Here is a 23,344-nt window from a genome sequence, read left to right on the forward strand (position 1 = left end):
GCAGATCGGGTAGGACGCGGCTGCAACCTCCCGAGGCGAAACGCTTCGACGAGTGCATGTCGCGACCCGCACTGGTGGGCTGAGCACCCGTCCACCCGTCGAGAGGGACCTCCCGTGCATGCTCTGAGGAAAGCGCTGACCGCGACCGCGGCGGCACTCGTCGCCGTCGTCGGCTCGGTCGCGGTGACCGCGCCGGCAAGCGCCGCCACCGGCTGCCGCGTCGACTACACGGTGGCCAGCCAATGGCCCGGCGGGTTCAACGCCGCCGTGCAGGTGACCAACCTGGGCGACCCGCTCACCTCGTGGGACCTGCGCTTCTCGTTCGGCGCGGGGCAGACCGTCACCCAGCTGTGGAACGGCACCGTCACCCAGACCGGGTCCGCCGTGGCGGTCCGCAACGCCTCCTACAACGGCACCGTGGCCACCAACGGCGCGGCGTCGTTCGGCTTCAACGGCACGTTCACCGGCAGCAACCCCGTGCCGACAGCGTTCACGCTCAACGGTGTCGCGTGCACCGGCGTGCCGGTGGTGCCGACGAGCACCCCGTCGACGTCGCCGACCGTCACGCCGACCCAGTCGCCCCGGCCGACGACGACCCCGACGTCGACCCCCACCCCCGTGCCGTCCGCGGGACCCGTCACCGCCGACCCCGCGCGCCTCGTCGCCGAGATGGGCCAGGGCTGGAACCTCGGCAACCAGCTCGAGGCCAGCATCGACGGGATGCCCAGCGAGACCGCATGGGGCAACCCGGTGATCACCGGCGCCCTGCTCGACCGGGTCAAGGCGTCCGGCTTCGACACGGTCCGCATCCCCGTGTCGTACCTCGGCAAGATCGGTGCCGCCCCCGACTACACCGTCGACCGCGCCTGGCTCACCCGGATCCAGCAGGTCGTCGACCTCGCGTACGACCGCGGGCTGTACGTGGTGATCAACATGCACGGCGACGGCTACACGAGCGTCAGCGGGGCGTGGCTGATCTGCGACGCCTCCGGCCAGGAGCAGATCCGCACCAAGTACCAGAAGGTCTGGCAGCAGGTCGCGACGGTGTTCAAGGACTACGGCGGCCGGCTGGTGCTGGAGTCGATGAACGAGAACTTCGACGGGCAGTACGGCAACCCGACGCAGCCGTGCTACTCGAACATCAACGCGTACAACCAGGTCTTCGTCGACACGGTGCGCCGCACCGGCGGCACCAACGCCTCGCGGTGGCTGCTCGTCCCGGGCTGGAACACGAACATCGACTACACCACCGGTGACTACGGGTTCACGATCCCGACCGACCAGTACCGGTCGTCGGCGATCCCCGCCGCCGACAAGCGGATCATGATCTCCGTCCACTACTACGACCCGTGGGACTTCGCCGGCACCGAGAGCGGCGCGACCACCCAGTGGGGCCCGGCCGTGGCCGACCCGTCGCGCGCCGCGACCTGGGGTGACCACGTCCACATGGAGAACCAGCTGAAGAAGGTGCACGACGCGTTCGTGGTGCAGGGCTACCCGGTGTTCCTCGGTGAGTACGGGTCGATCGACAAGACGTCCGCCGACCCGACCAACAACCGGTACCGCGCCGACTACGCCCGCACCATGGTCACCCTGGCCAAGAAGTACGGCGTTACCACCGCCTACTGGGACAACGGCTACAACGGCGTGTACGGGTTCGGGCTGTTCGACCGGCAGTCCGCGACCGTGACCCAGCAGGGCATCATCACCGCCATCACCGGTTCCTGACGACGTGCCGGCCGGCGGGTCCGCCCCGCCGGCCGGCACGTTCGTCCGCGGCGGCTCGGTGTGCCCTCGCGTCAGCGGAACGGCGAGGTGAGCGGGACCTCCGCGTCCGGCTCATGGGTCAGGCGGTTGCGCAGGTCTCGGCGCGTGAGCTCGATGACCCACATCCAGGCGGCGTGCCCGGTGAGCTCGGACGCGTGCTCGGCCGGCGGCTGGTCCCACAGCGGTGGGACGACGCCGAGCGCCGGCATGAGCAGCCAGTGCCAGACGATCCACACGACGAGGCCGTACGCGACGCCCTGCCACAGCTTGATGCGCGGCCACTGCTCCGCGACGACGCAGTAGAGCACCGCGAACCCGATGGAGAACCCGAAGTGCATGAGGAAGCTGAACCACGGCAGCGCGTTCCCGCTGAGCTCGTACGTCGCGTGCGTGATGTCCGGCGGCACCCCCAACAGCTCCGCGAAGGCCTGCGGCGGGTTGGTCGCGTTGCGCTCCGGCGTGCGCGGCGGGAACGGCACCTCCCAGCCGAACTTGACGATCGCGCCGATGCACCCCGCGATGATGCCGACCAGCACGGCCGTGGCGTGCCGCCGACGGGCAGGGTCCGTCACACCACGTCGCACCGTCACGCTCTGCTCGCCCATGCCTCTGCCCCCCAGCCCTGGCACATGCCCCCGGGTCGGACGTTAGCCGCAACCCGTCGCCGACGCCTCGCGAGCCGGCTGCTCGACCGGCGGTCCGCGACGGTGACCCCGCGGGGCATCGTCACGGCCATCACCGGGTCCTGACGACGTGGCGGGCCGGCGGGTCGCGCCCCGCCGGTCGGCACGGGTCACACCGGACACCGCCTCACGCCTGCGCCGCGGGCACCGTCCACGTCATCACGCAGTTGCCCTTGCCCTTGGGCCGCTGGTACGCGAAGCCCAGCTCCTCGTACATCGTCCTCGTCGCGTTGTAGAGGAACGACGAGGACGTGCGCTTGCCCGGCGGCAGGTCGTGCGGGTACGCCTCGACGAGGCCACCGCCGGCGGCGGCGATCAGGCCCAGGGCGCCTCGCACGGCCACCGACGCCATGCCCCGGCGGCGGTACCGACGGTCGACGAACAGGCACGTGATCCGGAAGTCCGGCCGCTGCTCGAGGCCCTTCTCCCACTCCTTGCGGTGCTGGATGTTCGGCACCTCGTCAACCGTGCCGTACTGGGCCCAGGCCACGGCCTCGTCACCGTCCATGACGAGCGCGGCGTGCGCGCGCCCCGCCAGCACGAGCCGGCGCTTGAACTCGCGGTGGCCCAGCTCCCGGCGCTCCTCGACCGGGTCGGGGTACAGGTGGAAGTAGGTGCACCAGCACCCGCCCCACACGCCGTTGTGGCGCTCGGCCAGGCCCGCGAACGCGTCCCAGGTGCGCTCCTCGAGCGGTTCGATCCGGTAGCCGTCCACGGCCACGTCCCCCATCTGGCGAACGTACGCGCGCCGTCGGTCACGCGGCAAGGCCCCGGGACGCACCTCCCGTTGCCGCCCTTGTCCCTCGACCCGCCCGCTCGGCCCTGCCCTCGGCACCGCCCTCGACCACCGCCCCTGCGCTCAGCCCGGCGCGCGCCGAGCCGGCCCGCCGACGTGTCCCGCGTCGGGCTCGGCGTCCTGTGCCGCGACCCCCGCCGGGCTGTCCGCGAGCACCACGCAGGCGGTCACCGCCACGACGAGGGCGAGCACGACGGGCACCGCCCAGCCGTGGCGCACCGTGTCGCCGAGCACCGCCACGCCCACCGCGCCCGGCACGAGCACCTCGACGACCGACTCCACCGCGGCCGCACCACCGGCGGACCCGCGCTCCAGCGCCCGCAGGTACGCGACCACGCCCACGGCTCCGCCCACCACGATCACGACCACCAGGGGCTGGCGCACGGCTGTGAGCAGGTCACCCGACGCGTGCGCGCCGCGGGCCGCGACCGCAGCGAGCGAGTAGCCGAGTCCGGCGAGCAGCGCGAGCAGCAGCGACCCGCCGCGCGCGTACGCCGCCACGGCCACCAGGAGCAGCGCCCCGGCCGCCACGAGCATGCCCGCGGTGAAGCCCGGCGGCGGGGTCACCGCGGGCTGGTCGCCGGACCCGCCGGCGACGACCACCAGCGCGGCCACCACGACCGCGACGGCGGCGACGTCACGCCGACGCAGCCTGGCCCGGAGCACGAACCGCGCCAGCACCACGACGACGACGACCGACGACGCCTGGATCGCCTGCACCGCGAACAGCGGCAACCGGTCCAGCGCCAGCAGGGACAGCAGCCAGGCGGCACCGTCGAGCAGGAGCGCGGCCAGCACGAGCGGCTGGCGCAGCGCGCCCGCCCCCGGGGAGCGCCGGGCCCCGACGGCCTCCATCACGGTGCTGATGCCGTAGCCGACCGCCGCGGCGACGGCAGCGAGCAGCGCCGCGGTCACGCACGGCCCCGGGGCCGCAGGAACGGGAAGGCGAGCGTGTCCCGGATCGTCCCGCCGACGAGCGTCATGACGACCCGGTCGACCCCGATGCCCACGCCACCGGTCGGTGGCATCGCGAACTCGAGGGCGTCGAGGAAGTCCTCGTCGATCTCCATCGCCTCGGGATCGCCGGCCGCCGCGAGCACCGACTGCTCGGTCAGGCGGCGGCGCTGCTCGACCGGGTCGGTGAGCTCGGAGTACGCCGTGCCGAGCTCGGCCCCGAACGCGACCAGGTCCCACCGCTCGGCGAGGCGGGGATCGGTGCGGTGCTCGCGCGTCAGCGGGGACGTCTCCACGGGGAAGTCCGTGTAGAACGTCGGGGCGACGGTCTGCCCCTCGACGAACCGGTCGTACAGCTCCGAGACCAGCGCGCCGTGCGTCTCGGTCGGCTCCCACGCCAGGCCGAGCCGACCGCACAGCGCCTGCAGCTCGGTCAGCGGCAGGTCGGGGGTGACCTCCCGGCCGACCGCGCGCGACACGGCCTCGTGGACCGTGACGACGGGCCACGGGCCGTCGAGGGGCACGACCTCACCCCCCGGACGGTGCGCCACGGGTTCGCCGTGCACCGCGACCGCCGCGGCCACGACCAGCTCGCGCGTCAGCTCGCGCATGGTCGTGTAGTCGCCGTACGCCTCGTACGCCTCCATCGACGTGAACTCGGGGTTGTGCGTCGCGTCGACGCCCTCGTTGCGGAAGTTGCGGCCGAGCTCGAAGACCTTGCCGGTGCCGCCGACCATGAGCCGCTTGAGGAACAGCTCGGGGGCGATGCGCAGGTACAGGTCCAGGTCGTAGGCGTTGATGTGGGTGGTGAACGGGCGGGCGTTCGCACCCCCGTGGATCCGCTGCAGGATCGGCGTCTCGACCTCGAGGAAGCCCCGGGCGACCAGCGAGGTGCGGATCGACCACACCGCCGTCGACCGGGCCCGCAGGGCGGCGGCCGCGGCGTCGTGCAGCGCGAGGTCCATGTGCCGCAGCCGCACCCTCGCCTCCGCGTCGGCCAGGCCGTGCCGCTTGTCCGGCGGCGGGGTCAGCGCCTTGGCAGCCATGCGCCACGACGTCACCCCCACGCTCAGCTCACCCGTGCGGCTGTGCGTGAGGGGCCCGGTCACGCTCACCTGGTCCCCCAGGTCGACCGCGCGCCGGAACAGGTCGAGCCCGGCCGTGCCCGACGCGGTGAGCATCGCCTGCACCTCGGCGGTGCCCTCGCGCAGCACCGCGAACACGACCCCGCCCAGGTCGCGCAGCCGCACGACCCGCCCGACGACCGACACCGCAGGCCCGTCGGGCGTGACTCCCCGCGCCGCGGCCACGGTGTGGGTCCGGGGCACCACGACCGGGTACGGGTCCATGCCGGCGGCCCGCAGCACGTCGAGCTTCGCGCGGCGGACGCGCTGTTGCTGGCTCAGGCGGCGCCTGGGTGCGCGGACGGTCCGCAGCTCCCGCTCCTGCGCGGCGACCGCGGCCACGAACGCCGGGTCGTCCGCCGCGGCCACCGGCATCCGCTCCCCGCCGGCCAGCCGACGCAGCGGCGGGACGAAGCCCTCCGCCTGCCCGAGGGCCAGGACGACGCGCGTCAGGTGCCCCGCCGCCTCGTAGCACAGCACCCGCGGCTGCCACTCGGGCAGGTACTTCTCGTTCGACCGGTACAGCTGCTCGAGCTGCCAGAAGCGCGACGCGAGCAGCAGCACCCGCCGGTTGAAGCGCTGCACCGGCGTGGCCCCGACACGCTCACCGAGCTGGAACGTCTCGCGGAACATCGCGAAGTTCATGGAGATCCGCTCGACGCCGATGTCGCGCGACGCCTCCACCAGGCCGGCGACCATGAGCTCGGTGACCCCCGAGACCGCGTCGGGCGAGCGTCGCATCACGTCCAGCGACAGCCCGTGCCGGCCCCACGGCACGAACGACAGCACCCCCCGCAGGCGGCCCTCCGCGTCGTGCGCGGTGACGACCGCCTCCCACGGGTCGACGGGTGAGCCGAACCGGTCGAGCGCCATCGAGTACCCGCGCTCCTGCCCGTGGCGCCACCGGTCGGCCTCGGCCACCACGTCGGCCAGCTCGTCGGGCGGCATCTCCGCCTGCCTGCGGACCCGGACCTCGTACCCGGCGGCGCGGCCGCGCGCGACGGCGCGGCGGACCCCGTGCATGGCCGGGTTCCTCAGGTCGAACGACCGGGTGACGATGACGGCCTCGTCGCCCATGACGATGGGGTGCAGACCGGCCGCACGGTACGCCCGCGCCCCGGCCTCCGTCGTCGACGTCACCGCGGGCACCCAGCCGTAGCGCCGGGCCGTGGCCAACCACCGGGCGACGGCGTCGGGCCACGACGCGGGGTCGCCGATCGGGTCGCCGGCCGCGAGGCACACCTCCGACACGACGCGGTACGACACGGCGGCCCGCCGGTCCGCGGAGAACAGCGTCGAACGGTCGTCCCGGGTCGCGAAGTACCCCAGGGAGTCACCGGACGGGTAGTCGAGCAGCAGGCGGCGCACCTGGAGACGGTCATCGGCGGCATCGGTGCCCACCGGCTCCCGGGACCGCGTGAACACCAGGAGGGCCAGCACCAGCCCGAGCGCGGCGACCAGGCCACCGACGACCCCGACCCACGCGGGCACGTGACCGACCGTGCCGGGGTCCAGCGCCGAGCCGTAGACGCTGAACGCCTGCGCGAACGCCCACTGCAGCTGGTCGCCCACGGTCGGCAGCCCGCGCCCCGCGACCCGCAGCAGCACGAACGACAGGAGGGTGCCGGCGGCCACGCCCCCGAGCGCCACCAGCAGGGACCGCCACCAGCCGCCCGGCCGCACGCGCGCCGGGAACGCCGCCCGCGCACTGACGAGCACCGGCACGGCGACGGCCGCGACCACCCACGCGACGACGTCGCGCGACGTCACCCCGAGGTCGGCGCGCCCGGCAGGGTCACCGACCCACAGGACGGCCACGACCAGCCCCACGAGCACGACGGGCGCCTGCCACACGAGCACGACGAACCACAGCGCGACGCGCAGGCGGCGCACGAGCCCGGACGCGACCGTCGCCAGGAGCACGAGCGAGAAGAACCCCGGCTGGGCCGGCAGGTTCAGCACGGAGAGCACCTCGGCGACGCGGTGCACCACGCCGGGGGCGAACGGCAGGAGCAGCAGCGCGACCACCTGCCAGGCCGTCATCGCCTGGGCGGCCCTGCCGACCACGGTGGCGACCGAGGCGGCCCAGCCCTGGGAGACCAGGGCGTCCTGGCGTTCCGGCGTGGGTCCGTCCGCGCGCGCGGACGCCGGGCGCGGCCGGTCCGCCTCCAGGCTGGTGTCCACCGGGTGCCTGCTCACGCCGCGCTCCGTCCCGGGCGAGCCCGCGAGCGCCCCCCGCTCGACGGTCCCCCGCCCGAGCGTCCCGCGTCAGGGGCCGTACCGCGATCCGACGGACGACCGGCAGCCCCGGTCAGGCCACGCAGACCGCCCCGGTGTTGCCCTCCTGGTCGGCGATCACGGTGAGCGACGGCGCGTCGCTGTCGTCCACGACCGTCCCGCCCGCGGCGACCGCGGCGGCGATGCGCTGCTCCAGCACCTCGGCCGGCACGTACACCTCGACGTGGAACCGCTGGCGAGGCCCGTCGTGCTCGTCGGCGTCACCGAACCAGAGGTTGGGCACCCGTCCGGTGGCGTCGCGGACCTCGTCGCTGGGCGACCCCAGCCCCCGCGCCCCCGGGTGGCCGGTCATCAGCACGGCCCAGACAGGCGCGACGGTCGCGGAGTCCGTCGCGTCGAGACCCAGCTCGACGACGCTGACCGAGGCCGGGTCGGGGGCCAGCCCGTGCTCGGCGGCGATCTGCGTGATCTGCCGGGCCAGGTCGACGTCCTTCCGGGTGACCCACTCGACGACGTGGTCGGTGCCCTCGCCGTCGCGGTAGACCGCGTCCGGGCTGACCAGCTTGAGGTCGACGTGGCCCGTGCTCATCGCCACGGTCGGGTGGTGCCCGGCTGCGTCGCCCGCCTCGCCCACCGCGGCGAGGAACCGGGCGCCGGTGCCGAAGTCGTCGACCAGGTACCGGGCGTGCAGGCCCTGGGCCAGCTTGCGCCAGTCGGCCAGCTGCGCCTGGTCGATCTCGCCCCCTGTCAGCATGTCCATGGTGCCGGAATCTAGACCCGATCCGCGGGTCACGCGCGTGGACCCGGACGGGGCGTCCCACGTCGCCCCGCTCCGGCGTCCGCAGCGGCGCGGGCGCCGATCAGCGCACGAGGGCGAGCGCGTCCCTGATCGCGGCCGCGTCACGGTCGCGGAGCGCCTTGGCCCGCTCCGGCGGGTCGGTCGGCAGGGTCCACCCGTCGCCGGTGTGGCGCGGGATGACGTGCAGGTGGACGTGGAAGACCGTCTGGAACGCGGCCTTCCCGTCGCAGAGGACGACGTTGATGCCGTCGCAGCGCAGGGTCGAGGCGCGCAGGGCCCTGGCCATGTCGTGCCCGACCGTCCAGACGCGCGCACCCGTGACCCGGTCGAGGTCCTCGAGGCCCACGGCGTGCGCGCGCGGGACGACGAGGAGGTGGCCCGGGTTGACGGGGTGCAGGTCCATGAAGACGACGACGGTGTCGTCCTCGAACACCACGCTGGCTTCGGCCCGGCCTTCGGCGATCGCGCAGAAGACGCACTCCGGGTCGGCGGGCGTCGCTGTCATGGGCGCAAGGGTCCCAGCACGTCCGCAGCGGCACCAGCCCGCCGGTCGCGCGACCTCACCGGACCGCGACCCCGGGCCGTCCGACGGGCCTCGCCGCCGGCTCAGGGGCGTAGGAGCGGGGGGTGAGCCGCACCGCCGCCCGCGGCCCGACGGTGAGGCGCAGGCCCAGGCCCTTGAGCACCCGCGCCACGTCGTCGGCACCCAGCGAGCCGTGCCGCTCGAGGACCAGGTGGACGCGACCCCGCACCCGCTCGGCGCGGTGCAGCGCGAGGATGCTCGTGGAGACGGGCGTGTGGCGCCCGAACCGCGCGCGGGCGGCGGCCTCGTCGGCGTGCTCGAGCCAGACGACGACGTCGGCGACGTCGGCGAGCTCGGCGCGCAGGGCGTCGGCACGCCAGTGGGCGGGTGCGTCCGCGTCGCCCGTGACGTGCCGCGACCGGTTCGCCGACGTGATCGCGAGCAGGCCGCCGCCGACGGCGTCCGCAGCCGCTGCGAGGAACCGCTGCGACGGGCACGCGTCGCCCGGGACGATCACCTGGGTCGTCGTCGTGGGCCCGTCGCGCGCCGTCAGGCCGGCCGGGACGTGGGCGGCCGCAGGGCCGCGGAACCCGAACGGGCCGACCACCGCGAAGGCGTCGACGACGTCGGCCACCAGGCTCGGGGGCACGTTGCGCGGGAGCCGGGAGAGGTCGAACGCGTCGAGCACGTGCCCCGTCGCCGCCGTGAGGCTGCCCGTCTGGTCGCGGGGCCGGCCCTTGAGGACGTTGAGCCGCTGCACCGCGTCGGCGTGGGCCGTCAGGGCGTAGATGTTCGCGAAGCCGTGCGCGACGGGACGTCCCGCGGCGAGCAGGCGCGCGGCGTGGGCGGCGTCGGCCGGGCGGTCGAGGACGAGGCGGTCGCGGTCGTTGCGGTCGCGGTCGTTGCGGTCGCGGTCGTTGCGGTCGCGGTCGTCGGGCATGGCGGGCCTCCCGGATTCTGACGGGAGGAGGACGCAGCCGCGCCGCGGGATACCGCCCGCGGGCGACGGGCCGGACGACGTGAGCCGTTCGTCGCCCGGCCCTAGACCCCCTCGGGGTCCTGGCCGAGCGCGCCGCGACCCCCGTCGACGGGCAGCACCGCACCCGTCACGAACGCGGAGTCGGGCGACAGCAGGAAGGCCACGACGCGCGCCACGTCCTGCGGGCGGCCCACGTGGCCGAGCGGGTGCAGGGCGGCCATCTGCGCGTCGACCCCCGGGTGCTCGCGGCGGTACTCCTCGTAGCGCGCGGTCGTCACCGAGCCGAGCGCGACCGCGTTGACCCGGATGCCCGCCGGCCCGTGGTCCACGGCCGCTGCCCGCGTGAGGCCTTCGACAGCGGCCTTCGCGACCGCGTACGGCAGCGCGCCGCGCACCGGCCGCTGCGCCTGGTGGGAGGACACGTTGACGATCGCGCCGGGCCGGCCGTGCGCGAGCAGGTGCCGCACGGCCGTGGAGCAGCCGACGACGGCGAGGTCGAGGTTGCGTCGGACGAGCTCGCTGACCTGCGCGGCGGTCGCCGTCGCGAGGTCCGCGTCCTGGAAGACCGCGGCGTTGTTGACCCAGCCGGTCAGCGGCGCGTGGTACTCGGCGAGCTCCGCCGCAGCGGTCGCCGCGTCGGCGTCACCGGCGTCCGCCCGGACGTGGTGCACGCCGGGCGTCGCGTGCGCGGGTGCCGCCGGGTCGAGGTTGACGACGACGTGCCCGAGCGCCGCCAGGTGCTCGGCGATCGCGCTCCCCACACCGCCGCTCGCACCGGTGACGACGACGGACCCCGCGCCGCTCATGGCTGTCCACCTCCTCCACCGGGCGCGCCGAGGTCGACGCCCAGGTGCGTGCGGAACGCGTCGCGGCCGGCGTCCGTCACGGTGAGCGCCCGCGGCAGGGACTCGACCCGCAGGACCCAGCCCCGGCGCAGGGCGGTCGCGAGGAGCGCCGCACCGAGCGACCCCCCGAGGTGCTCGCGACGCTCGGTCCAGTCGAGGCACGCGCGCGCGGTCGGGCGTGCGTCGGCACCCGGCTCGACGTCGAGCCCGGAGAACCACCGGGACCCTGCCGGGGTGAGCGCCGGGGCGTCGCCCGCCGTGAGGAACCCCGCGCCGGCCATCCCGTCGAGCAGCGCGACGCCGGCCGCACCGGCGAGGTGGTCGTAGCACGTGCGCGCCGCGCGCAGCCGCGCATCAGCATGCACGGCGCGGAACGACGACGGCCGGACGGACTCACCGACCAGCACGCCGAGGTCCTCGAGCAGGCGTGCGACCTCCGGCCCCGCGAGGCGCACGTAGCGGTGCCGGCCCTGACGGCGCTCCGTCAGGGCACCCGCGCCGACCAGCGCGCTGAGGTGCTCGGTCGCCGTCGAGGGGGCCACCCCGGTGTGGCGGGCCAGCTCGCCGGCCGTCCAGGCGCGCCCGTCGAGCAGCGCGAGGCACATCCCGGCGCGTGTCTCGTCGCCCAGGAGCGCCGCGAACCGCGCGATCGAAGCCGGTGTGAGGGGCACCCGGCCATCATGCTCCGTCCGGTCCGCCCACTCCGTCCGGTCCGTGGCGCGACCGCCGACCGTGCCGCGACCGGGACGGTTCGGCCCTCGCCGAACCGTCCCCCGCGCAGACTCCCCGCATGAGAACCGCACCGTCGTCGGCCCTGGAGGACCCCGCGCTGCGCGTGCCCGACGTGCCCGCCGCCGACGCGGGGGTGGCGTGGCTGCGCGCCCACGTGGTCCGGTTCAGCGAAGGCCCGTCGCACACCCGCAGGCGCGAGGTCGTGGCGGCCGTCATCGCGGACCTCACGCCCCGGGTCCAGCCGGGCGGCGACCCGACGGAGCGCCTCCTCCTCGCCTTCGGGCTACCGGCCGCCCACGTACCGGACGTCGCGCTGGTGGCCGACGCCTACCAGCCCCACGCACCGCAGTCGCCCGAGGCGGACGCCGCCGCCGACCGCCTCGTCGCCGCGCTCGGCCCGCGCGACGAGCGCACCGCCGCACGCGTCGGCGTCCTCGTGCAGGCGCACGCCGCGACGCGCACGCTGGTCGACCGGCTGCGCACGGGCGACCCGCGCCCCCCGGTGCCGAGCACCCGGCGGATCGCCCCGGACGGTGAGGTCGTCGAGGTGGACCTCACCGACGCGCCGTTCGGCCGCGGCCACCACGCCTGCCCCGGCCGGACGCTCGCGATCCGCCTCGCCACGGCGGCGCTGCCGTGACGGCGGCGTCGGGCGAGGCGCTGCGCGCGCTGCACCGGGGGCCCGGCCCGTTCGTGCTCCCCAACGCGTGGGACGTCGCCTCGGCGCTCGCACTGGTGCGGGCCGGGTTCGCGGCGGTCGGGACGACCAGCCTCGGGCTCGCCGCCGGCGCGGGCGTCCTCGACGGGTCACGCGCGGTGCGGCACCTCACGGCGGACCTCGCCGGGAGCCTCGCCCACCTGCCGGTGCCGGTGACGGTCGACCTCGAGGACGGGTTCGACGACGACCCGCAGGCCGTGGCCGCCTTCGTCGCCTCGTTGCAGGTCGCGGGCGTCAACCTCGAGGACAGCACCGGCGGGCGGCTCGTCGACCCCGAGCGGCACGCGGACAAGATCGCGGCCGTCCGCGACCGCTGCCCCCGGCTGGTCGTCAACGCCCGCGTCGACACCTTCTGGCTCGGGGAGTCGGCCACGCTCGAGGAGACCACGCGGCGTGCGCAGCGGTACGTGCTGGCGGGCGCCGACTGCGTCTTCGTGCCCGGTGCGCTCGACGCCGCGCAGATCCGCCATCTCGTCGGGGCGGTGGGCGCCCCGCTGAACGTCCTGGCCACGCCGGTGCACCCGCTGTCCCGCCTGGCCGAGCTCGGCGTCCGGAGGGTGAGCACCGGCTCCCTGCTCTACCGCGCGGCGCTCGACGCAGCCGTCGACGTCGCACGGCGTGTGCGGGACGACGGGACGCCGCCGGGCGCGACGTCGTACGGCGAGATCCAGGCGCGGACCGAGAGCGAGGCCGCGCCGGGACAGCCGGGCGAGGTCAGGCCGGGACGAGGTTCCGGCGCGGGACCGTGGTCGAGTACACGACGCTCGTGGTGATGGAGCCCAGCGTCGCGAGCTTGCCGGTGAGCCGCTCCAGGTCGGGCATCGAGCGGGCGATCACCTTGATGACGAAGCAGTCGGCGCCGGTGACGTGGTGCGCCTCGACGATCTCCGGCGTGGTGTCGACCAGGTCGTGGAAGGGCCGGTAGTTGCCCGAGGGGTAGGCCAGGCGCACGAACGCGGTGATCGCGTACCCCAGGGCCTGCGGGTCGACGGTCGCGGTGTACCCGGTGATGACGCCCGCGTCGGTGAGGCGGCGGACCCGGTCGGCCGTCGCACTGGCGGACAGGTTCACCGCCCGTGCGAGGTCGGCGACGCTCAGCCGACCGTCGCGCTGCAGGTGCTCGAGGATCCGGTGGTCGGTGGCGTCGAGCACGAGGCGTGGATTCGTCGGCACGACGCGAAACGTACCAGCGGATCCCCGGCGAGATGCCCGATTCGCCGTGCGGAGTGCCTGGTCAGCGGGGCGCGGCGCGCGTTCGATGGTGGGCATGCAGACCTCGATCACCGCCCGCGACTTCTTCGCCGCCAAGCTCACCTACGAGACCGACCCCGCGGACCTCGCCGCGGACCGTGCCGCCGGCCGCGCGCCGGTCGTCGTCGACGTCCGCTCCGCGGAGGGGTGGCGGCAGGGGCGCATCCCCGGTGCCGTGCACGTCCCCGGAGCCGAGCTCACCGCCCGCGCCGCCGACCTGCTGCCGGACCGCGACGCGGACGTCGTCGTCTACTGCTGGGGGCCGGGCTGCAACGGCAGCACGTGGGGCGCGCTGGCGCTGGCCGAGCTGGGCTACACCCGCGTGCGGGAGCTGATCGGCGGGTACGAGTACTGGGTGCGCGAGGGGTTCGCAACGGTCACCGACGAGGGCCGCAGCCGCCGCGCCGCGGACCCGCTGACCGCGCCCGTGGATGCCGGCGCCACGACGTCCGCGTGACGCAGCACGTCGTGACCCCGCACGTCGTGGTGTCGCCCGGGCGTCAGGCCGGACCGGGCCGGTCGACCACCCGCATCGCCGCCGGATCGGACACGTCGATCACCATCGCCGCCCGCTCCCAGGGGCGCGCGGCGGCGGCGTACAGGCGCTGGGCCCCCGCGTAGCGCTCCAGGCGCGGGTCGTCAGGGGCCAGTCCGTCGCGCGCGACCATCCGCCGGGCCGCCTCCCCCGGCGGCACGTCGAGCCAGACCGACAGGTCCCACCGGTCGACGAGCTCGTCCCGGTGCAGGAAGACGCCCTCGACCAGGACGAGCGCGTCGACGGGCGCCGTGCTGGGCCCGCTGCCTGTCGCGTCGCTCGGGTCGCCGGACGAGGTCCGGTACCGACCGTCGCCGGCGGCGGCCAGGTGGTCGAGCGTCGCCCGCAGCGCGGGGGTGTCGAACGCGTCGCGCCAGAAGCCCTCCGGCGAGTACCGACCGCGCGCGTACCGCACGGCCGGAGGCTGGAGGAAGTCGTCCGCGTGCAGCAGCACGACGGGCCGGGTGGTGATGCGCCGAGCCAGCGCCCGGGCGAACGAGGTCTTGCCGCTCGCTCCGACGCCGTCGACCGCGATCAGCGCGCGGGTCGTCGTCGGGACTGCCGCGAGCACCCGTCGCGCGACGTCGTCGATGGTCAGGGCGACGCGCGCTGGGTCGGATCCCGGACGACGGGGCGCCTCAGGGTGCACGGCCTCAGGGTGACACGCGACCAGCACCAGACGCAGGATCCGGCGCGAGCCTTGCGGGAGGACGACCTCGCGCGGCGGCTCCTGGTGCGGTCACCACTGGACGACCGACGCGAGGAGGACGCGGTGGTCGGCACCGTGCTCGCGGCGGCCGTAGACGTGCAGGAACGCCTCTGCCACGGGGTCCCCGGGGCCAGGGCCGAACAGGCGGCAGTAGTCCGTCACGAGCACCCGGAACTGGTCCGCCGTCAGCTCGACGGAGACATGCGGTGTGAGGAGGAGACGCCGGACCGACCGCTCGGAGAGACGGAGTGCGGCGGCGCAGTCGATCTCCCGCCCGCGCTTCCGCCAGACGCCGTCGAGCTCGACACCTCGAGGCGGAAGCCCCTCCCCACGACAGTCAGCCCGTCGGTCGGAACCGCGTCGGCGAACGGCGGAGGCAGGTCCACGGCGTGCCCACCGGCTGAGCGCGTCACCGCCGCGCGACGCACCGCCCGGCGTCCCAGCCCGGCGCGCGGTGACCGGCCGGTGGCCCCACCGACGTCACGCCGTGCCGCTCCAGCAGCCACGACACCACCGAGTTCGACGTCCACATGTCCCCCGCGCCCGCTTCGTCCCGCCCCCACGTGAGCGCCGGCACGAGTGCCAGGTCGTCGAGCACGTCGGCCGGAAGCGGGAGGTCGTCGCTCACGTGCAGGACGTGGTCGGGCGGGGCGGGCGCGTCGACCACGCGCAGCTCGTACCGGAACAAGGGCCACCATCCCAGCAGCCGTGACCCGACGGGGCCGGTGACGACGACGCGCCGCGCCCCCGCCGACCGCCCCCACGTCGGGGCCATGTCGACGCTCCGCACGGAGCCGTCGACGACGACCTCGAGCACCGCGTGGACGAGCCGCTGCGGGGCACGGCCCTCGCGTGCCGCGACGAGCCGCTCCCACCAGGCGCTGGTGCGCCGGGCCACGTGCCCACCGGCCCCGACCTGCGCCCACCGCACCCGCGCCACCGCGTCCACCCGCCCATCCCATCGCTGCGGCGCGCTGGGGGCAAAGGCGGCATGCAGCGAGGACCCACCCGACGCACCCCTGGCAGGCCCGGCGGCCCGCGTCCCGGCCGTGCCTACCCTCGTGACATGGCGACCGTCCCGCCCGTCCCCGCTGTCCCCGCCGGCCCGCTGTGGCGCCTCGGGGAGCACCCGTGGCTCGCGGACGCCCCGCCCGCGCCCGCCTCCGCGCGGCTGATCGTCGACAACGACTTCGCCGGCGACCCGGACGACCTGTTCCAGCTGGTCCACCACCTGCTGTCGCCGTCGGTGGAGATCTCGCTGATCGTGTCGTCGGGTCTGCGCCACGACCACGGTGGCCGGTCGGAGACGAGCGCGGCCGACGGGGTGCGTGTGGTCGAGGACCTGTTCGCGCGCATGGGCCTGACGTCGACCGACGTCGTGGTCGCGGGCTCGGAGGAGACCCTGACGGACCTGCGCACGCCGCAGCGGTCCGCGGCGACCGAGCGGATCGTCGCCGAGGCGATGCGCGACGACCCGCGCCCGCTGTTCTACGTCGCGGGCGGCGGGCTCACCGATCTCGCGTCGGCGTACCTGGCGCACCCCGAGATCGCGGGCCGGTTCACGGTCGTGTGGATCGGCGGGTTCGAGCACGAGCCCGTGCCGTGGCTCGCCGCGCCCCGGTCGGTCGACGAGGAGTACAACCTGTCGATCGACGTGCGCGCCGCGCAGGTCGTGTTCGACGCGCCCGGCCTGGACCTCTGGCAGATCCCCCGCGGCACGTTCGCGACGTGCGTGCTGTCCGACGCGGAGTCACGCACGCGCGTGCGGGCGGCCGGGCCGCTGGGCCGCCACCTCGACGAGGAGCTCCGCGCGGAGATGCGGCGGCACGCGAACCCCTCGCGCCCGCCCAGCGAGGCGTACGTGCTGGGCGACTCCTGCCTGGTGGCGCTCACCGCCCTGCGGACCTACTGGACGGGCGACGCGTCGTCGTCCCGGTTCGTCACGCGCCCCAAGCCGGGGCTGACGGACGACGGCCGGTACGTCGAGCGGCCCGACGCCCCGCCGATGCGGGTGTGGACGCACGTCGACGTGCGGCTCGTCCTGGAGGACCTGTTCGCGAAGCTGCGCCTGTTCGCGGCCTGGCGCGCGAGCGCATAGGCCTGGCCGACCCTCCGCTGACCACTGGTCACTTGGGAGCAGCTGAGGGGCAGGTGAGTGCCCCCAACTGACCAGTGGTCACCTGGCTGCGCCTCCAGTTGACCACTGGTCACCTGGGAGCAGCTGAGAGGCAGACCAGTGCCCCCAACTGACCAGTGGTCACCTGGGCGAGAGGGCGGAACGCGAGTGGGAGGGCGGCGTCAGAGCAGCTCGACCCGGTCCGCCTGCGGCCCGCGGTCGCTCTGGCGAACCTCGTACGTGACCCGGTCGCCCTCGTAGAGCCCGTCGTCGGAGCCGCGCACGACCGACACGTGCACGAACAGGTCGTCCCCACCGGCGTCGGGGGTGATGAAGCCGAAGCCGCGCTCCGCGTCGTAGCGCGCGACCGTGCCCGTGCCGCCGCGCACCGGCGCACCCGAACCCCGCGGCCGCTCGGTCCTGCCGCGACCGGCAGGTGCACCCCGACCGGCGGCGGGCGCACCGCGACCGGCGGGTGCACCACGCCCGGCGGGCGCACCACGGCCGGCGGGCGCACCGCGGCGCGCCTGGCCGCCGACGAGCCGCACGTCGTGGGCCTGCGGCCCACGGTCGCTCTCGGCGACGGTGAAGCTGATGCGGTCACCCTCGGCGAGACTGACCGTCCCGATCAGCGTCTTGGCGTGGACGAACACGTCCTCGCCGCCGGCGTCGGGCCGGGCGAACCCGAAGCCCTTGTCCGCGTCGAAGAACGTGATGGTGCCGTCGGCGCCGTCGGACACCGCGGCCGGGGCGGCGTTCGCGCCCAGCGGCATCAGGGGCTCCGCCTGCGGGCCCTTCTCGCCGGGCACGACCATGAACGCGACCCGCTGCCCCTCGCGGAGCACGCCGCCGCCGATGATGGCGGAGCTGTGCGCGAAGATCTCGGCCTCACCGCTGTCCGGGGTGATGAAGCCGTAGCCCTTGGCCGGCTCGTACCAGGAGACGGTGCCGAGCTGGCCCACGGGGGTGTCGGCGGCGTACTCACCGATGACCCGGACGTTGCGCGCCTGCGGCCCGCGGTCGCCCTCGCCGAGCTCGAACTCGACCTCCTGCCCCTCCTTCAGGACCTTGCGGTTGTCGTCCCCGACGATCTCGGAGGCGTGGACGAACAGGTCCTCGGCATCCTCCCCGAGGTCGAGGAAGCCGAAGCCTCGCTCGGTGTCGAACCAGCGGACGATTCCCTGCGGCACGGTGAACTCCTCGTCGAAACAGATCCAGCGGCCCCCATTCTCTCCCCGCGCGGCACCTACGCACGACGCCCGCCCCCGCACGCGCCCGGGACGCACGAGGGCCGCACGCCCGGACGGACGTGCGGCTCTCGTGGTGGTCGGGCCTGTGCCCAGCGGGTCAGGACGCGGTGCAGGTGGCGCTGAGGTCGCTCGCGCTCCCGCTGCCGAGGAACCCGGCAGTGGCCGTCCCCCCGGGTGCGAGCGCCCCGTTCCACCCGGCCGAGGTGATGGTGCTGCCGGAGGCCGTGCCGTTCCACGCCTGCGTGATGGTCGCGCCGTCCACGGTCGCCCTCCACCCGGTGATCGCGCTGGTCCCGGCGGTCACCGTCACGGTCGCCTGGTAGCCGCCCTGCCAGGCGCTGACGACGGACACCGTGGCGGTGCAGCCCGACGGTCCGGGGGCCGGCGTCGTCGGGTTCGGCACGGGGGTCGTCGGGTTCGGCACGGGCGTCGTGGGGTTCGGCACCGGCGTGGTCGGGTTCGGGGCCGGGGTCGTCGGGTTCGGCACCGGGGTGGTCGGGTTCGGTGCCGGGGTGGCGCCGCCGAGCAGCACGTCGCTGCACTGGTAGTACGGCTGGTCGAGGTGGCTCGCCTGCCAGATGGTGAAGACCACGTGGTGCCCGGTGCGGTCCCGCGGGATGCTCACGTCCGTGACGTACGGGCTCGACGGGGCGTAGCGCCCGGTCGTCGTGAGGAGCTCCAGGTCCGACCACGCGAGCGGCTTCGTCCGGGCGTCGTAGCCCTGCTTGGTGACGTAGATCTTCAGGTAGTCGGCGCCGTGGTTGGACGGGTCGCGCAGGGTGAGCCGGAAGTCGTACGGCACCGGGGTGGCCCGCCACGCTCCCGGGGTGTTCGCCGCGTCGTACAGCGGGTTGTCCGCCGAGCAGAGCTTCCCGTCGGGGATCGCCTGCTCGTGGCGACCACCGACGTTCTCCTTGAACATGCCGTTCCAGTTCCACATGGCCTGCGGCTCGGCGCGCCACGCGTTCCAGCACATCGGGTCCTGCGTCGCCATGGCCGGGTCGGTGTGGGCGTTCGCCCACCGGTCCCAGCAGCCGTAGATGCGTGACGGCGGGTCGGACACCGCACCGTGCGCCGATGCGGGCGCCGCGAGGACGACCGACCCGGCGAGCAGGGCGACACCGAGCCCGAGGGCACCGGCCGCCGCGACGAGGCGGCGGACGGGTGAGAAGCGTGGCATGTGGACCTCCGGGGCGACGGATGACGTCCCTCGACACTGGGCGGCGGCGGCGGCCGCGGCAACCGTCGAAACGCTTCCGATCGAGCCACCCGACCGGGACGGCGCGACGTACGGAGGACTCCGTACCGGGCACGTCGTGGCTAGGGTGGCGCCCGTGGCGATGACGGCGCAGCAGGTGGCGGAGCGGATCGACGCGCACGTGGGTGCGCCGCGGCGGGCGACGACGGTCGACGGGTTCCTCGCCGGGGACCCCGACGCCCCGGTCCGCGGGATCGCCGTGACGGTGATGGCGACGTTCGACGTCCTGCGGCGGGCGGTCGAGCAGGGGCTGGACCTCGTCATCACCCACGAGCCGCTGTACTTCGACCACCAGGGCACGTCGCACGACGACCTCGCGGCCGCCGGCGACCCGGTGCACGCCGCGAAGGCGGCGTTCGTCGCCGAGCACGGGCTGCGCGTGCTGCGCGCGCACGACGCCTGGCACGACCGCGAGCCCGACGGGATCCTCACCGGCGTCGCGCGGGCCCTCGGCTGGCTCGACGCCGAGCGGGCGGACGACCCGGGCGTCTACGACCTGCCGGCCACGACCCTGGGCGACCTGGCGGCGCACGTCGCGCAGAGCCTCGGCGCTCGCGCGCTGCGGTACGTCGGCGACCCCGGGGCGTCGGTGTCGACGGTCGAGCTGCAGCCCGGGTTCCAGGGGTTCGCGCTCAACCGCCCCGCCCTGGCCCGCCCGGACGTCGACGTGCTCGTGATCGGCGAGGGCCACGAGTGGGAGATCGGGGAGTACGCCGCCGACGCGGTCGCCGCGGGCACGTGCGCCGGCATGGTCGTCGTGGGGCACGCGCCGTCGGAGGAGGCGGGGATGGCCGAGTACGCCCGCTGGCTGACGGACCTCGTGCCCGAGCTGCCCGTCCGGTTCGTCGACGCCCCCGACCACTACCGGACGGTCCCCGCCGAGCGACCGACGACGCAGCGCTGAGGTGACCGTACCGGCCTGGTGGTGACCCTGCTGCTCGCGAACGCCGGCGTCCCGCCCGAGCACGTCGCCGCCGACTGGGCGCAGTCCGTGCGCGAGGTCGCCGGGCGCGGCGAGCACGCCGACGACCGGCAGTCGACCTGGGACGAAGCCCCGGTCGAGGCGTTCCGCGCGGAGGCGGTCCCCGTCGCGCAGGAGGCCGCGGCCGACGTCGACCGGCTGCTCGACGTCATCGCCCTCGACGAGGACACCCGACGACGCCTCCGGGACCTGCTGGTCACCTGACGGGCAGGCGCTCCCGCGAGACCGGGATCTGCGTGCGCATGCTGCGCCATCAGGCAGCCCAGCCCGGTCTCGCGGACCCGCGGGTCCAGCACGTGGTCAGTACCGGTAGACCGTCTCCGCCCGGTGGACGCCGCGGGGGCCGTAGGGCGCCTTCTCGAGCCACACCGACGCCTCGGCGTCCTGCGGCGCGCGCTCCGCGGCGGCCAGCACGCGCGCGGCCGTCTCCTCGTCCGGGCGCAGGTGCGCCAACGCCTCCCCGGCCGCGTCGCGGTTGAACAGCGCCGCGGACCGGCGTGCGAGCGCGAACGCCTCGACGGGCGTGCGGGCAGCGGCGCCGGTCGCGCGGGTCGAGGCGGCGATCGCGATGGCCGCGGCCTCGGCGTCGGGGACCCCCGAGTTCAGGCCCCGCGCACCGAACGGTGCGAACAGGTGCGCCGCCTCCCCCACCAGCAGCACGCGGCGGTACGGGTCGGCGAAGTCGTGCGCCACGAGCTGCAGGAACTGGTAGGTCGACACCCACGTGGTGCGCTCGGCGTACCCGGGCGGCAGGACCGCGTCGAGCCAGCCGCGCACCCCCTCCTGCGACGCGAGCTCCTCGGGGTCGTCCTTCTCGGTGAGCTGCAGGTCGACCCGGTACCCGCCGGCGAACGGCACGATCAGCACGTTGCGGCCGTCGACCGCCGGGTGGGCGTAGTGGAAGTGCCGCTCGTTCGGCAGGCTCGGCTCGTCCTTCTCGGCGACGTCGACGACGACGTACCAGCCCTCGTCCCGCGTGCCCTCCATGCGGGCGCCGACCTGCTTGCGCACCACCGACCACGACCCGTCGGCGCCGACCACGTAGGACGCGTCCCAGCGGCGCCCGGCCGCCGTCGTCAGCACGTCGCCGTCGTCGGAGGTCGTGACGTCCGCGATCTCCTGCTCCCACGCGAACGTGACCCCCGCGGCCACCGCCCGGGCCTGCAGGTACGCCTCGATCTGCACCTGCGGCAGGCTCTTGAAGTGCGGGTACACGCCCGCGGGCGGGTCGGGGTACGTCTTGGCGTACACCTCCTTGCCGGCGTGGAACGTGCGCTGGGTGTTCCAGTAGACGCCGTGGCGGTAGAGCTCGGCGCCGAGCCCGGGACTGATCCGGTCGAGGATCTGCAGGGTCTGGCTGTGCGTGAAGATCGCCCGGCTGCCGGGCCGCTGCCGCCCCTCGGGGCCCGCCTCGAGCATGGTGACGGGCAGCCCGTAGGCACGCAGTGCGAGCGCCGCGGTCAGCCACCGTCCTGTTCGTCACCCACGACATCGACGAGTCGGTCTACCTGGGCGAGCGGGTGCTCGTGCTGTCGAGCTCCCCGACGTTCGTCCAGGAGGACCTGACGATCGACCTACCCGCCGAGCGTGACCAGCTCACCACCCGCGCGCTGCCGCGGTTCACCGAGCTGCGCACGCACGTGTACGAGCAGATCCAGCGCGCGAAGCGCGGGGAGGCGGTCCCGGCGACGCCGTGAGCGCGGCTGCCGACAGCCGTCGTGCCGATCACGACCGCCCGCGACATGTCCGAACCTTCCACCCTGCCTTGGTCATCACGAGGAAGCTGGGCTGCCCCTCGGGGGCAGCCCAGCTCCTGAGGGACCTGAGGTCACCTTCCGTCGTCCGTGCTCGCATGTCGCGCACCGCGGAGCGAGCGGAAGCGCAGGACTATCAGAGCGACCGCGCAGACGACCGCCACGGCCATGGCCCCCACCACCGTCTCGGGTCGCAGGAAGGCGACTCCCGCAGCCACGCCCACACCGGCGAAGAGCGTGAGCACGAGAGGCGATGCCAGCGGGAGCCCCGGTCGAGACCCTGAACGTTCCTGAGTCGCGAGGTAGGCGCGGCGCGCGAGCTGCGTGGCAGCAAGTCCGGCCACCAGTGCCACTGCCCACGCGGCCACCGAGACGATGTGCGGAACCGGTGCGAGTGCGATCACGACAGCGACAGCCGCGCCCCCCGGGAGGAGCTGGCGCCAAGACCAGCCACCGGATGTCTCTCGTCCTCTCATCGTCATTCCCTCTCCTCGACGTGAACGTTGACGATCAGGGTTCACCAGTAGGTCGCGTACGCGACGCACGCCCCCAGCGCCCCACCTGTCCCGGCGATGCCGAGTGCGCAGGCGACGAGCGCGGTCCCCGCAGTCACGATTCCCGAGGCCCCGCAGATCGCGAAGAACGCGCCGATGACCCAGCCTGCGACACCGGCCTTGTCGGTGCACGAGAAGAAGCGCGAGGTCGAGAACGCATGCCACGTCGCGTTGGTGGTGGCTCCGTTGCCGGCACTGGAGAACGACAAACCCTTCGAAGATCCGACGTTCTCGGTCGTCGTCGTGGAGATCGGAACGCCCGTAGCGAGCTGCACGGTCGTAGTGCGAACCTGGTTGCGTCCCGTCGCCTTGAAGGTGGTCGTGCCGACCAGGTCGCCGTCCGCCCACTGCCGCAGCTGGACCTCGCCGCTGTCAAGGAGTTCCGCGTACGTCTCACCGGTGTGCACGACGTCATTGCCGTCCAGGCGGAGCGCGAGCGAGGAGAGCCCGAGGACGTCGTGAGTCCTGGCCACCACGAGGTCCTCACCGCTCGGCAGGGACCAACTGGCCACCTCACCGGTCAGCGCGGCACCCGACCGCCTCTCCAGTTCTCCCGCGGGGATCGCGTTCACCAACGCGATCGTCTCCTCGACCGAGTTCTCTTCGAGGCCCGCAGCGAAGCCGTCCACGGCAACTTCAAGAGCATCCCAGGAATCGACCTGGACCTCGACAGCCATCGCCGCCACGGGGGCGACGAGAGTTGACGAGATCGCCACTGCAGCACACACCACGAGCCTCTTAATGACACCCCTGCTTGCCATGCTTTCCAATCCCTTG

The 23,344-nt window shown here is 74.6% G+C and carries 24 protein-coding genes and 1 pseudogene; 8 read left to right on the top strand and 17 right to left on the bottom strand.

The features are described from left to right. Positions 1–114 precede the first annotated feature (114 nt). On the top strand, positions 115–1,728 hold the full coding sequence (locus BMZ16_RS15700; protein ID WP_089802252.1) for a cellulase family glycosylhydrolase: 1,614 nt from the start codon (positions 115–117) through the stop codon (positions 1,726–1,728). Positions 1,729–1,799: 71 nt separating this feature from the next. On the opposite strand, the gene BMZ16_RS15705 is transcribed toward BMZ16_RS15700, so the two are convergent. The 9 genes from BMZ16_RS15705 to BMZ16_RS15745 form a co-directional block, all read right to left on the bottom strand. After that, on the bottom strand, positions 1,800–2,339 hold the full coding sequence (locus BMZ16_RS15705) for a YagU family protein (RefSeq protein ID WP_255366751.1): 540 nt from the start codon (positions 2,337–2,339) through the stop codon (positions 1,800–1,802). A gap of 238 nt (positions 2,340–2,577) precedes the next feature. Then, positions 2,578–3,180: a GNAT family N-acetyltransferase gene (locus BMZ16_RS15710; protein ID WP_089802256.1), complete on the bottom strand. Its 603-nt coding sequence runs from the start codon at positions 3,178–3,180 to the stop codon at positions 2,578–2,580. Positions 3,181–3,309: 129 nt separating this feature from the next. After that, a complete protein-coding gene (locus tag BMZ16_RS15715) occupies positions 3,310–4,161 on the bottom strand; it encodes a hypothetical protein (RefSeq protein WP_089802258.1) in 852 nt (283 codons plus the stop codon). Next, positions 4,158–7,523 carry a bifunctional lysylphosphatidylglycerol synthetase/lysine--tRNA ligase LysX gene (lysX, locus tag BMZ16_RS15720; protein WP_255366752.1) on the bottom strand — a complete coding sequence of 1,122 codons (3,366 nt, stop codon included), beginning with the start codon at positions 7,521–7,523 and terminating at the stop codon, positions 4,158–4,160. Before lysX ends, BMZ16_RS15715 begins: the two co-directional genes overlap by 4 nt. Positions 7,524–7,635: 112 nt before the next feature. Beyond that, positions 7,636–8,322 carry a 4a-hydroxytetrahydrobiopterin dehydratase gene (locus tag BMZ16_RS15725; protein WP_089802261.1) on the bottom strand — a complete coding sequence of 229 codons (687 nt, stop codon included), beginning with the start codon at positions 8,320–8,322 and terminating at the stop codon, positions 7,636–7,638. A 100-nt stretch (positions 8,323–8,422) separates the two neighbouring features. Beyond that, on the bottom strand, positions 8,423–8,866 hold the full coding sequence (locus BMZ16_RS15730; RefSeq protein WP_089802263.1) for an HIT family protein: 444 nt from the start codon (positions 8,864–8,866) through the stop codon (positions 8,423–8,425). Between the two features lie 55 nt (positions 8,867–8,921). Further along, entirely contained in the window at positions 8,922–9,824 is a 903-nt protein-coding gene (locus tag BMZ16_RS15735) for a hypothetical protein (RefSeq protein WP_218143377.1), read from the bottom strand. Positions 9,825–9,925: 101 nt separating this feature from the next. Further along, on the bottom strand, positions 9,926–10,669 hold the full coding sequence (locus tag BMZ16_RS15740) for an SDR family NAD(P)-dependent oxidoreductase (protein ID WP_089802265.1): 744 nt from the start codon (positions 10,667–10,669) through the stop codon (positions 9,926–9,928). After that, positions 10,666–11,379, bottom strand: coding sequence for an ArsR/SmtB family transcription factor (locus BMZ16_RS15745; protein ID WP_218143378.1), 714 nt, complete (start codon positions 11,377–11,379; stop codon positions 10,666–10,668). The genes BMZ16_RS15740 and BMZ16_RS15745 overlap by 4 nt, the downstream gene beginning before the upstream one ends. A 119-nt stretch (positions 11,380–11,498) precedes the next feature. Here BMZ16_RS15745 and BMZ16_RS15750 point away from each other — a divergent pair, with 119 nt between their 5' ends. Next, positions 11,499–12,080, top strand: a complete 582-nt coding sequence (locus BMZ16_RS15750) for a hypothetical protein (RefSeq protein ID WP_089802266.1) — start codon at positions 11,499–11,501, stop codon at positions 12,078–12,080. Beyond that, positions 12,077–12,931 (top strand): isocitrate lyase/PEP mutase family protein, encoded by an 855-nt coding sequence (locus tag BMZ16_RS15755; protein ID WP_255366753.1) that lies wholly within the window; start codon positions 12,077–12,079, stop codon positions 12,929–12,931. Before BMZ16_RS15750 ends, BMZ16_RS15755 begins: the two co-directional genes overlap by 4 nt. Here BMZ16_RS15755 and BMZ16_RS15760 read toward each other — a convergent pair. Then, complete coding sequence (locus BMZ16_RS15760; protein ID WP_089802268.1) at positions 12,873–13,331, bottom strand: Lrp/AsnC family transcriptional regulator; 459 nt, start codon at positions 13,329–13,331, stop codon at positions 12,873–12,875. The two genes, BMZ16_RS15755 and BMZ16_RS15760, sit on opposite strands and share 59 nt — an antisense overlap. An 85-nt stretch (positions 13,332–13,416) precedes the next feature. Here BMZ16_RS15760 and BMZ16_RS15765 point away from each other — a divergent pair, with 85 nt between their 5' ends. Then, the gene (locus tag BMZ16_RS15765) at positions 13,417–13,866 is read left to right on the top strand and encodes a rhodanese-like domain-containing protein (protein WP_089802270.1); all 450 of its coding nucleotides are present in this window, start codon (positions 13,417–13,419) and stop codon (positions 13,864–13,866) included. A gap of 43 nt (positions 13,867–13,909) precedes the next feature. Here the strand turns inward: BMZ16_RS15765 and BMZ16_RS15770 are convergent, their stop codons facing one another. From BMZ16_RS15770 to BMZ16_RS15775, 3 genes are all read right to left on the bottom strand, one after another. Then, positions 13,910–14,593: a nucleoside/nucleotide kinase family protein gene (locus tag BMZ16_RS15770; protein WP_218143379.1), complete on the bottom strand. Its 684-nt coding sequence runs from the start codon at positions 14,591–14,593 to the stop codon at positions 13,910–13,912. Positions 14,594–14,683: 90 nt separating this feature from the next. Continuing rightward, on the bottom strand, positions 14,684–14,821 hold the full coding sequence (locus tag BMZ16_RS19395; protein ID WP_177199744.1) for a hypothetical protein: 138 nt from the start codon (positions 14,819–14,821) through the stop codon (positions 14,684–14,686). Between the two features lie 241 nt (positions 14,822–15,062). Beyond that, positions 15,063–15,602, bottom strand: a complete 540-nt coding sequence (locus tag BMZ16_RS15775; protein WP_143082861.1) for a hypothetical protein — start codon at positions 15,600–15,602, stop codon at positions 15,063–15,065. 117 nt (positions 15,603–15,719) lie between these two features. Between BMZ16_RS15775 and BMZ16_RS15780 the strand changes: the two genes are divergently transcribed. Then, positions 15,720–16,751, top strand: a complete 1,032-nt coding sequence (locus BMZ16_RS15780; RefSeq protein ID WP_089802274.1) for a nucleoside hydrolase — start codon at positions 15,720–15,722, stop codon at positions 16,749–16,751. Positions 16,752–16,951: 200 nt separating this feature from the next. Here BMZ16_RS15780 and BMZ16_RS19975 read toward each other — a convergent pair whose 3' ends face one another. After that, complete coding sequence (locus BMZ16_RS19975; RefSeq protein ID WP_089802276.1) at positions 16,952–17,959, bottom strand: cold-shock protein; 1,008 nt, start codon at positions 17,957–17,959, stop codon at positions 16,952–16,954. A gap of 157 nt (positions 17,960–18,116) precedes the next feature. After that, positions 18,117–19,199, bottom strand: coding sequence for a lytic polysaccharide monooxygenase auxiliary activity family 9 protein (locus BMZ16_RS15790; protein WP_089802278.1), 1,083 nt, complete (start codon positions 19,197–19,199; stop codon positions 18,117–18,119). Positions 19,200–19,359: 160 nt separating this feature from the next. Here BMZ16_RS15790 and BMZ16_RS15795 point away from each other — a divergent pair, with 160 nt between their 5' ends. Both BMZ16_RS15795 and BMZ16_RS15800 read left to right on the top strand, forming a co-directional pair. Beyond that, on the top strand, positions 19,360–20,181 hold the full coding sequence (locus BMZ16_RS15795; RefSeq protein WP_255366780.1) for a Nif3-like dinuclear metal center hexameric protein: 822 nt from the start codon (positions 19,360–19,362) through the stop codon (positions 20,179–20,181). Positions 20,182–20,196: 15 nt separating this feature from the next. Further along, positions 20,197–20,463, top strand: a complete 267-nt coding sequence (locus BMZ16_RS15800; protein ID WP_143082862.1) for a hypothetical protein — start codon at positions 20,197–20,199, stop codon at positions 20,461–20,463. 96 nt (positions 20,464–20,559) lie between these two features. Here BMZ16_RS15800 and BMZ16_RS15805 read toward each other — a convergent pair whose 3' ends face one another. Continuing rightward, the gene (locus BMZ16_RS15805) at positions 20,560–21,678 is read right to left on the bottom strand and encodes an FAD-dependent monooxygenase (protein WP_089802280.1); all 1,119 of its coding nucleotides are present in this window, start codon (positions 21,676–21,678) and stop codon (positions 20,560–20,562) included. A gap of 47 nt (positions 21,679–21,725) precedes the next feature. On the opposite strand from BMZ16_RS15805, the pseudogene BMZ16_RS15810 reads away from it, so the two are divergent. Continuing rightward, positions 21,726–21,956: pseudogene (locus tag BMZ16_RS15810) on the top strand (ABC transporter ATP-binding protein); the annotation flags it as partial. A gap of 574 nt (positions 21,957–22,530) precedes the next feature. Here the strand turns inward: BMZ16_RS15810 and BMZ16_RS15815 are convergent. Further along, positions 22,531–23,244, bottom strand: coding sequence for a hypothetical protein (locus BMZ16_RS15815; RefSeq protein WP_143082863.1), 714 nt, complete (start codon positions 23,242–23,244; stop codon positions 22,531–22,533). Positions 23,245–23,344 lie beyond the last annotated feature (100 nt).

The organism is Cellulomonas sp. KH9 (assembly GCF_900114185.1).
GTDB lineage: Bacteria > Actinomycetota > Actinomycetes > Actinomycetales > Cellulomonadaceae > Cellulomonas.

What these genes read in the sequence shown, in the direction of transcription:
- BMZ16_RS15740 (WP_089802265.1), bottom strand. Translation starts at nt 10,669, where the DNA reads ATGAGCGGCGCGGGGTCCGTCGTCGTCACCGGTGCGAGCGGCGGTGTG.
- BMZ16_RS15795 (WP_255366780.1), top strand. Translation starts at nt 19,360, where the DNA reads ATGACGGCGCAGCAGGTGGCGGAGCGGATCGACGCGCACGTGGGTGCG.
- BMZ16_RS15710 (WP_089802256.1), bottom strand. Translation starts at nt 3,180, where the DNA reads ATGGGGGACGTGGCCGTGGACGGCTACCGGATCGAACCGCTCGAGGAG.
- BMZ16_RS15765 (WP_089802270.1), top strand. Translation starts at nt 13,417, where the DNA reads ATGGTGGGCATGCAGACCTCGATCACCGCCCGCGACTTCTTCGCCGCC.
- BMZ16_RS15735 (WP_218143377.1), bottom strand. Translation starts at nt 9,824, where the DNA reads ATGCCCGACGACCGCGACCGCAACGACCGCGACCGCAACGACCGCGAC.
- BMZ16_RS15790 (WP_089802278.1), bottom strand. Translation starts at nt 19,199, where the DNA reads ATGCCACGCTTCTCACCCGTCCGCCGCCTCGTCGCGGCGGCCGGTGCC.
- BMZ16_RS15805 (WP_089802280.1), bottom strand. Translation starts at nt 21,678, where the DNA reads ATGCTCGAGGCGGGCCCCGAGGGGCGGCAGCGGCCCGGCAGCCGGGCG.
- BMZ16_RS15725 (WP_089802261.1), bottom strand. Translation starts at nt 8,322, where the DNA reads ATGGACATGCTGACAGGGGGCGAGATCGACCAGGCGCAGCTGGCCGAC.
- BMZ16_RS15730 (WP_089802263.1), bottom strand. Translation starts at nt 8,866, where the DNA reads ATGACAGCGACGCCCGCCGACCCGGAGTGCGTCTTCTGCGCGATCGCC.
- BMZ16_RS15780 (WP_089802274.1), top strand. Translation starts at nt 15,720, where the DNA reads ATGGCGACCGTCCCGCCCGTCCCCGCTGTCCCCGCCGGCCCGCTGTGG.
- BMZ16_RS15750 (WP_089802266.1), top strand. Translation starts at nt 11,499, where the DNA reads ATGAGAACCGCACCGTCGTCGGCCCTGGAGGACCCCGCGCTGCGCGTG.
- BMZ16_RS15815 (WP_143082863.1), bottom strand. Translation starts at nt 23,244, where the DNA reads ATGGCTGTCGAGGTCCAGGTCGATTCCTGGGATGCTCTTGAAGTTGCC.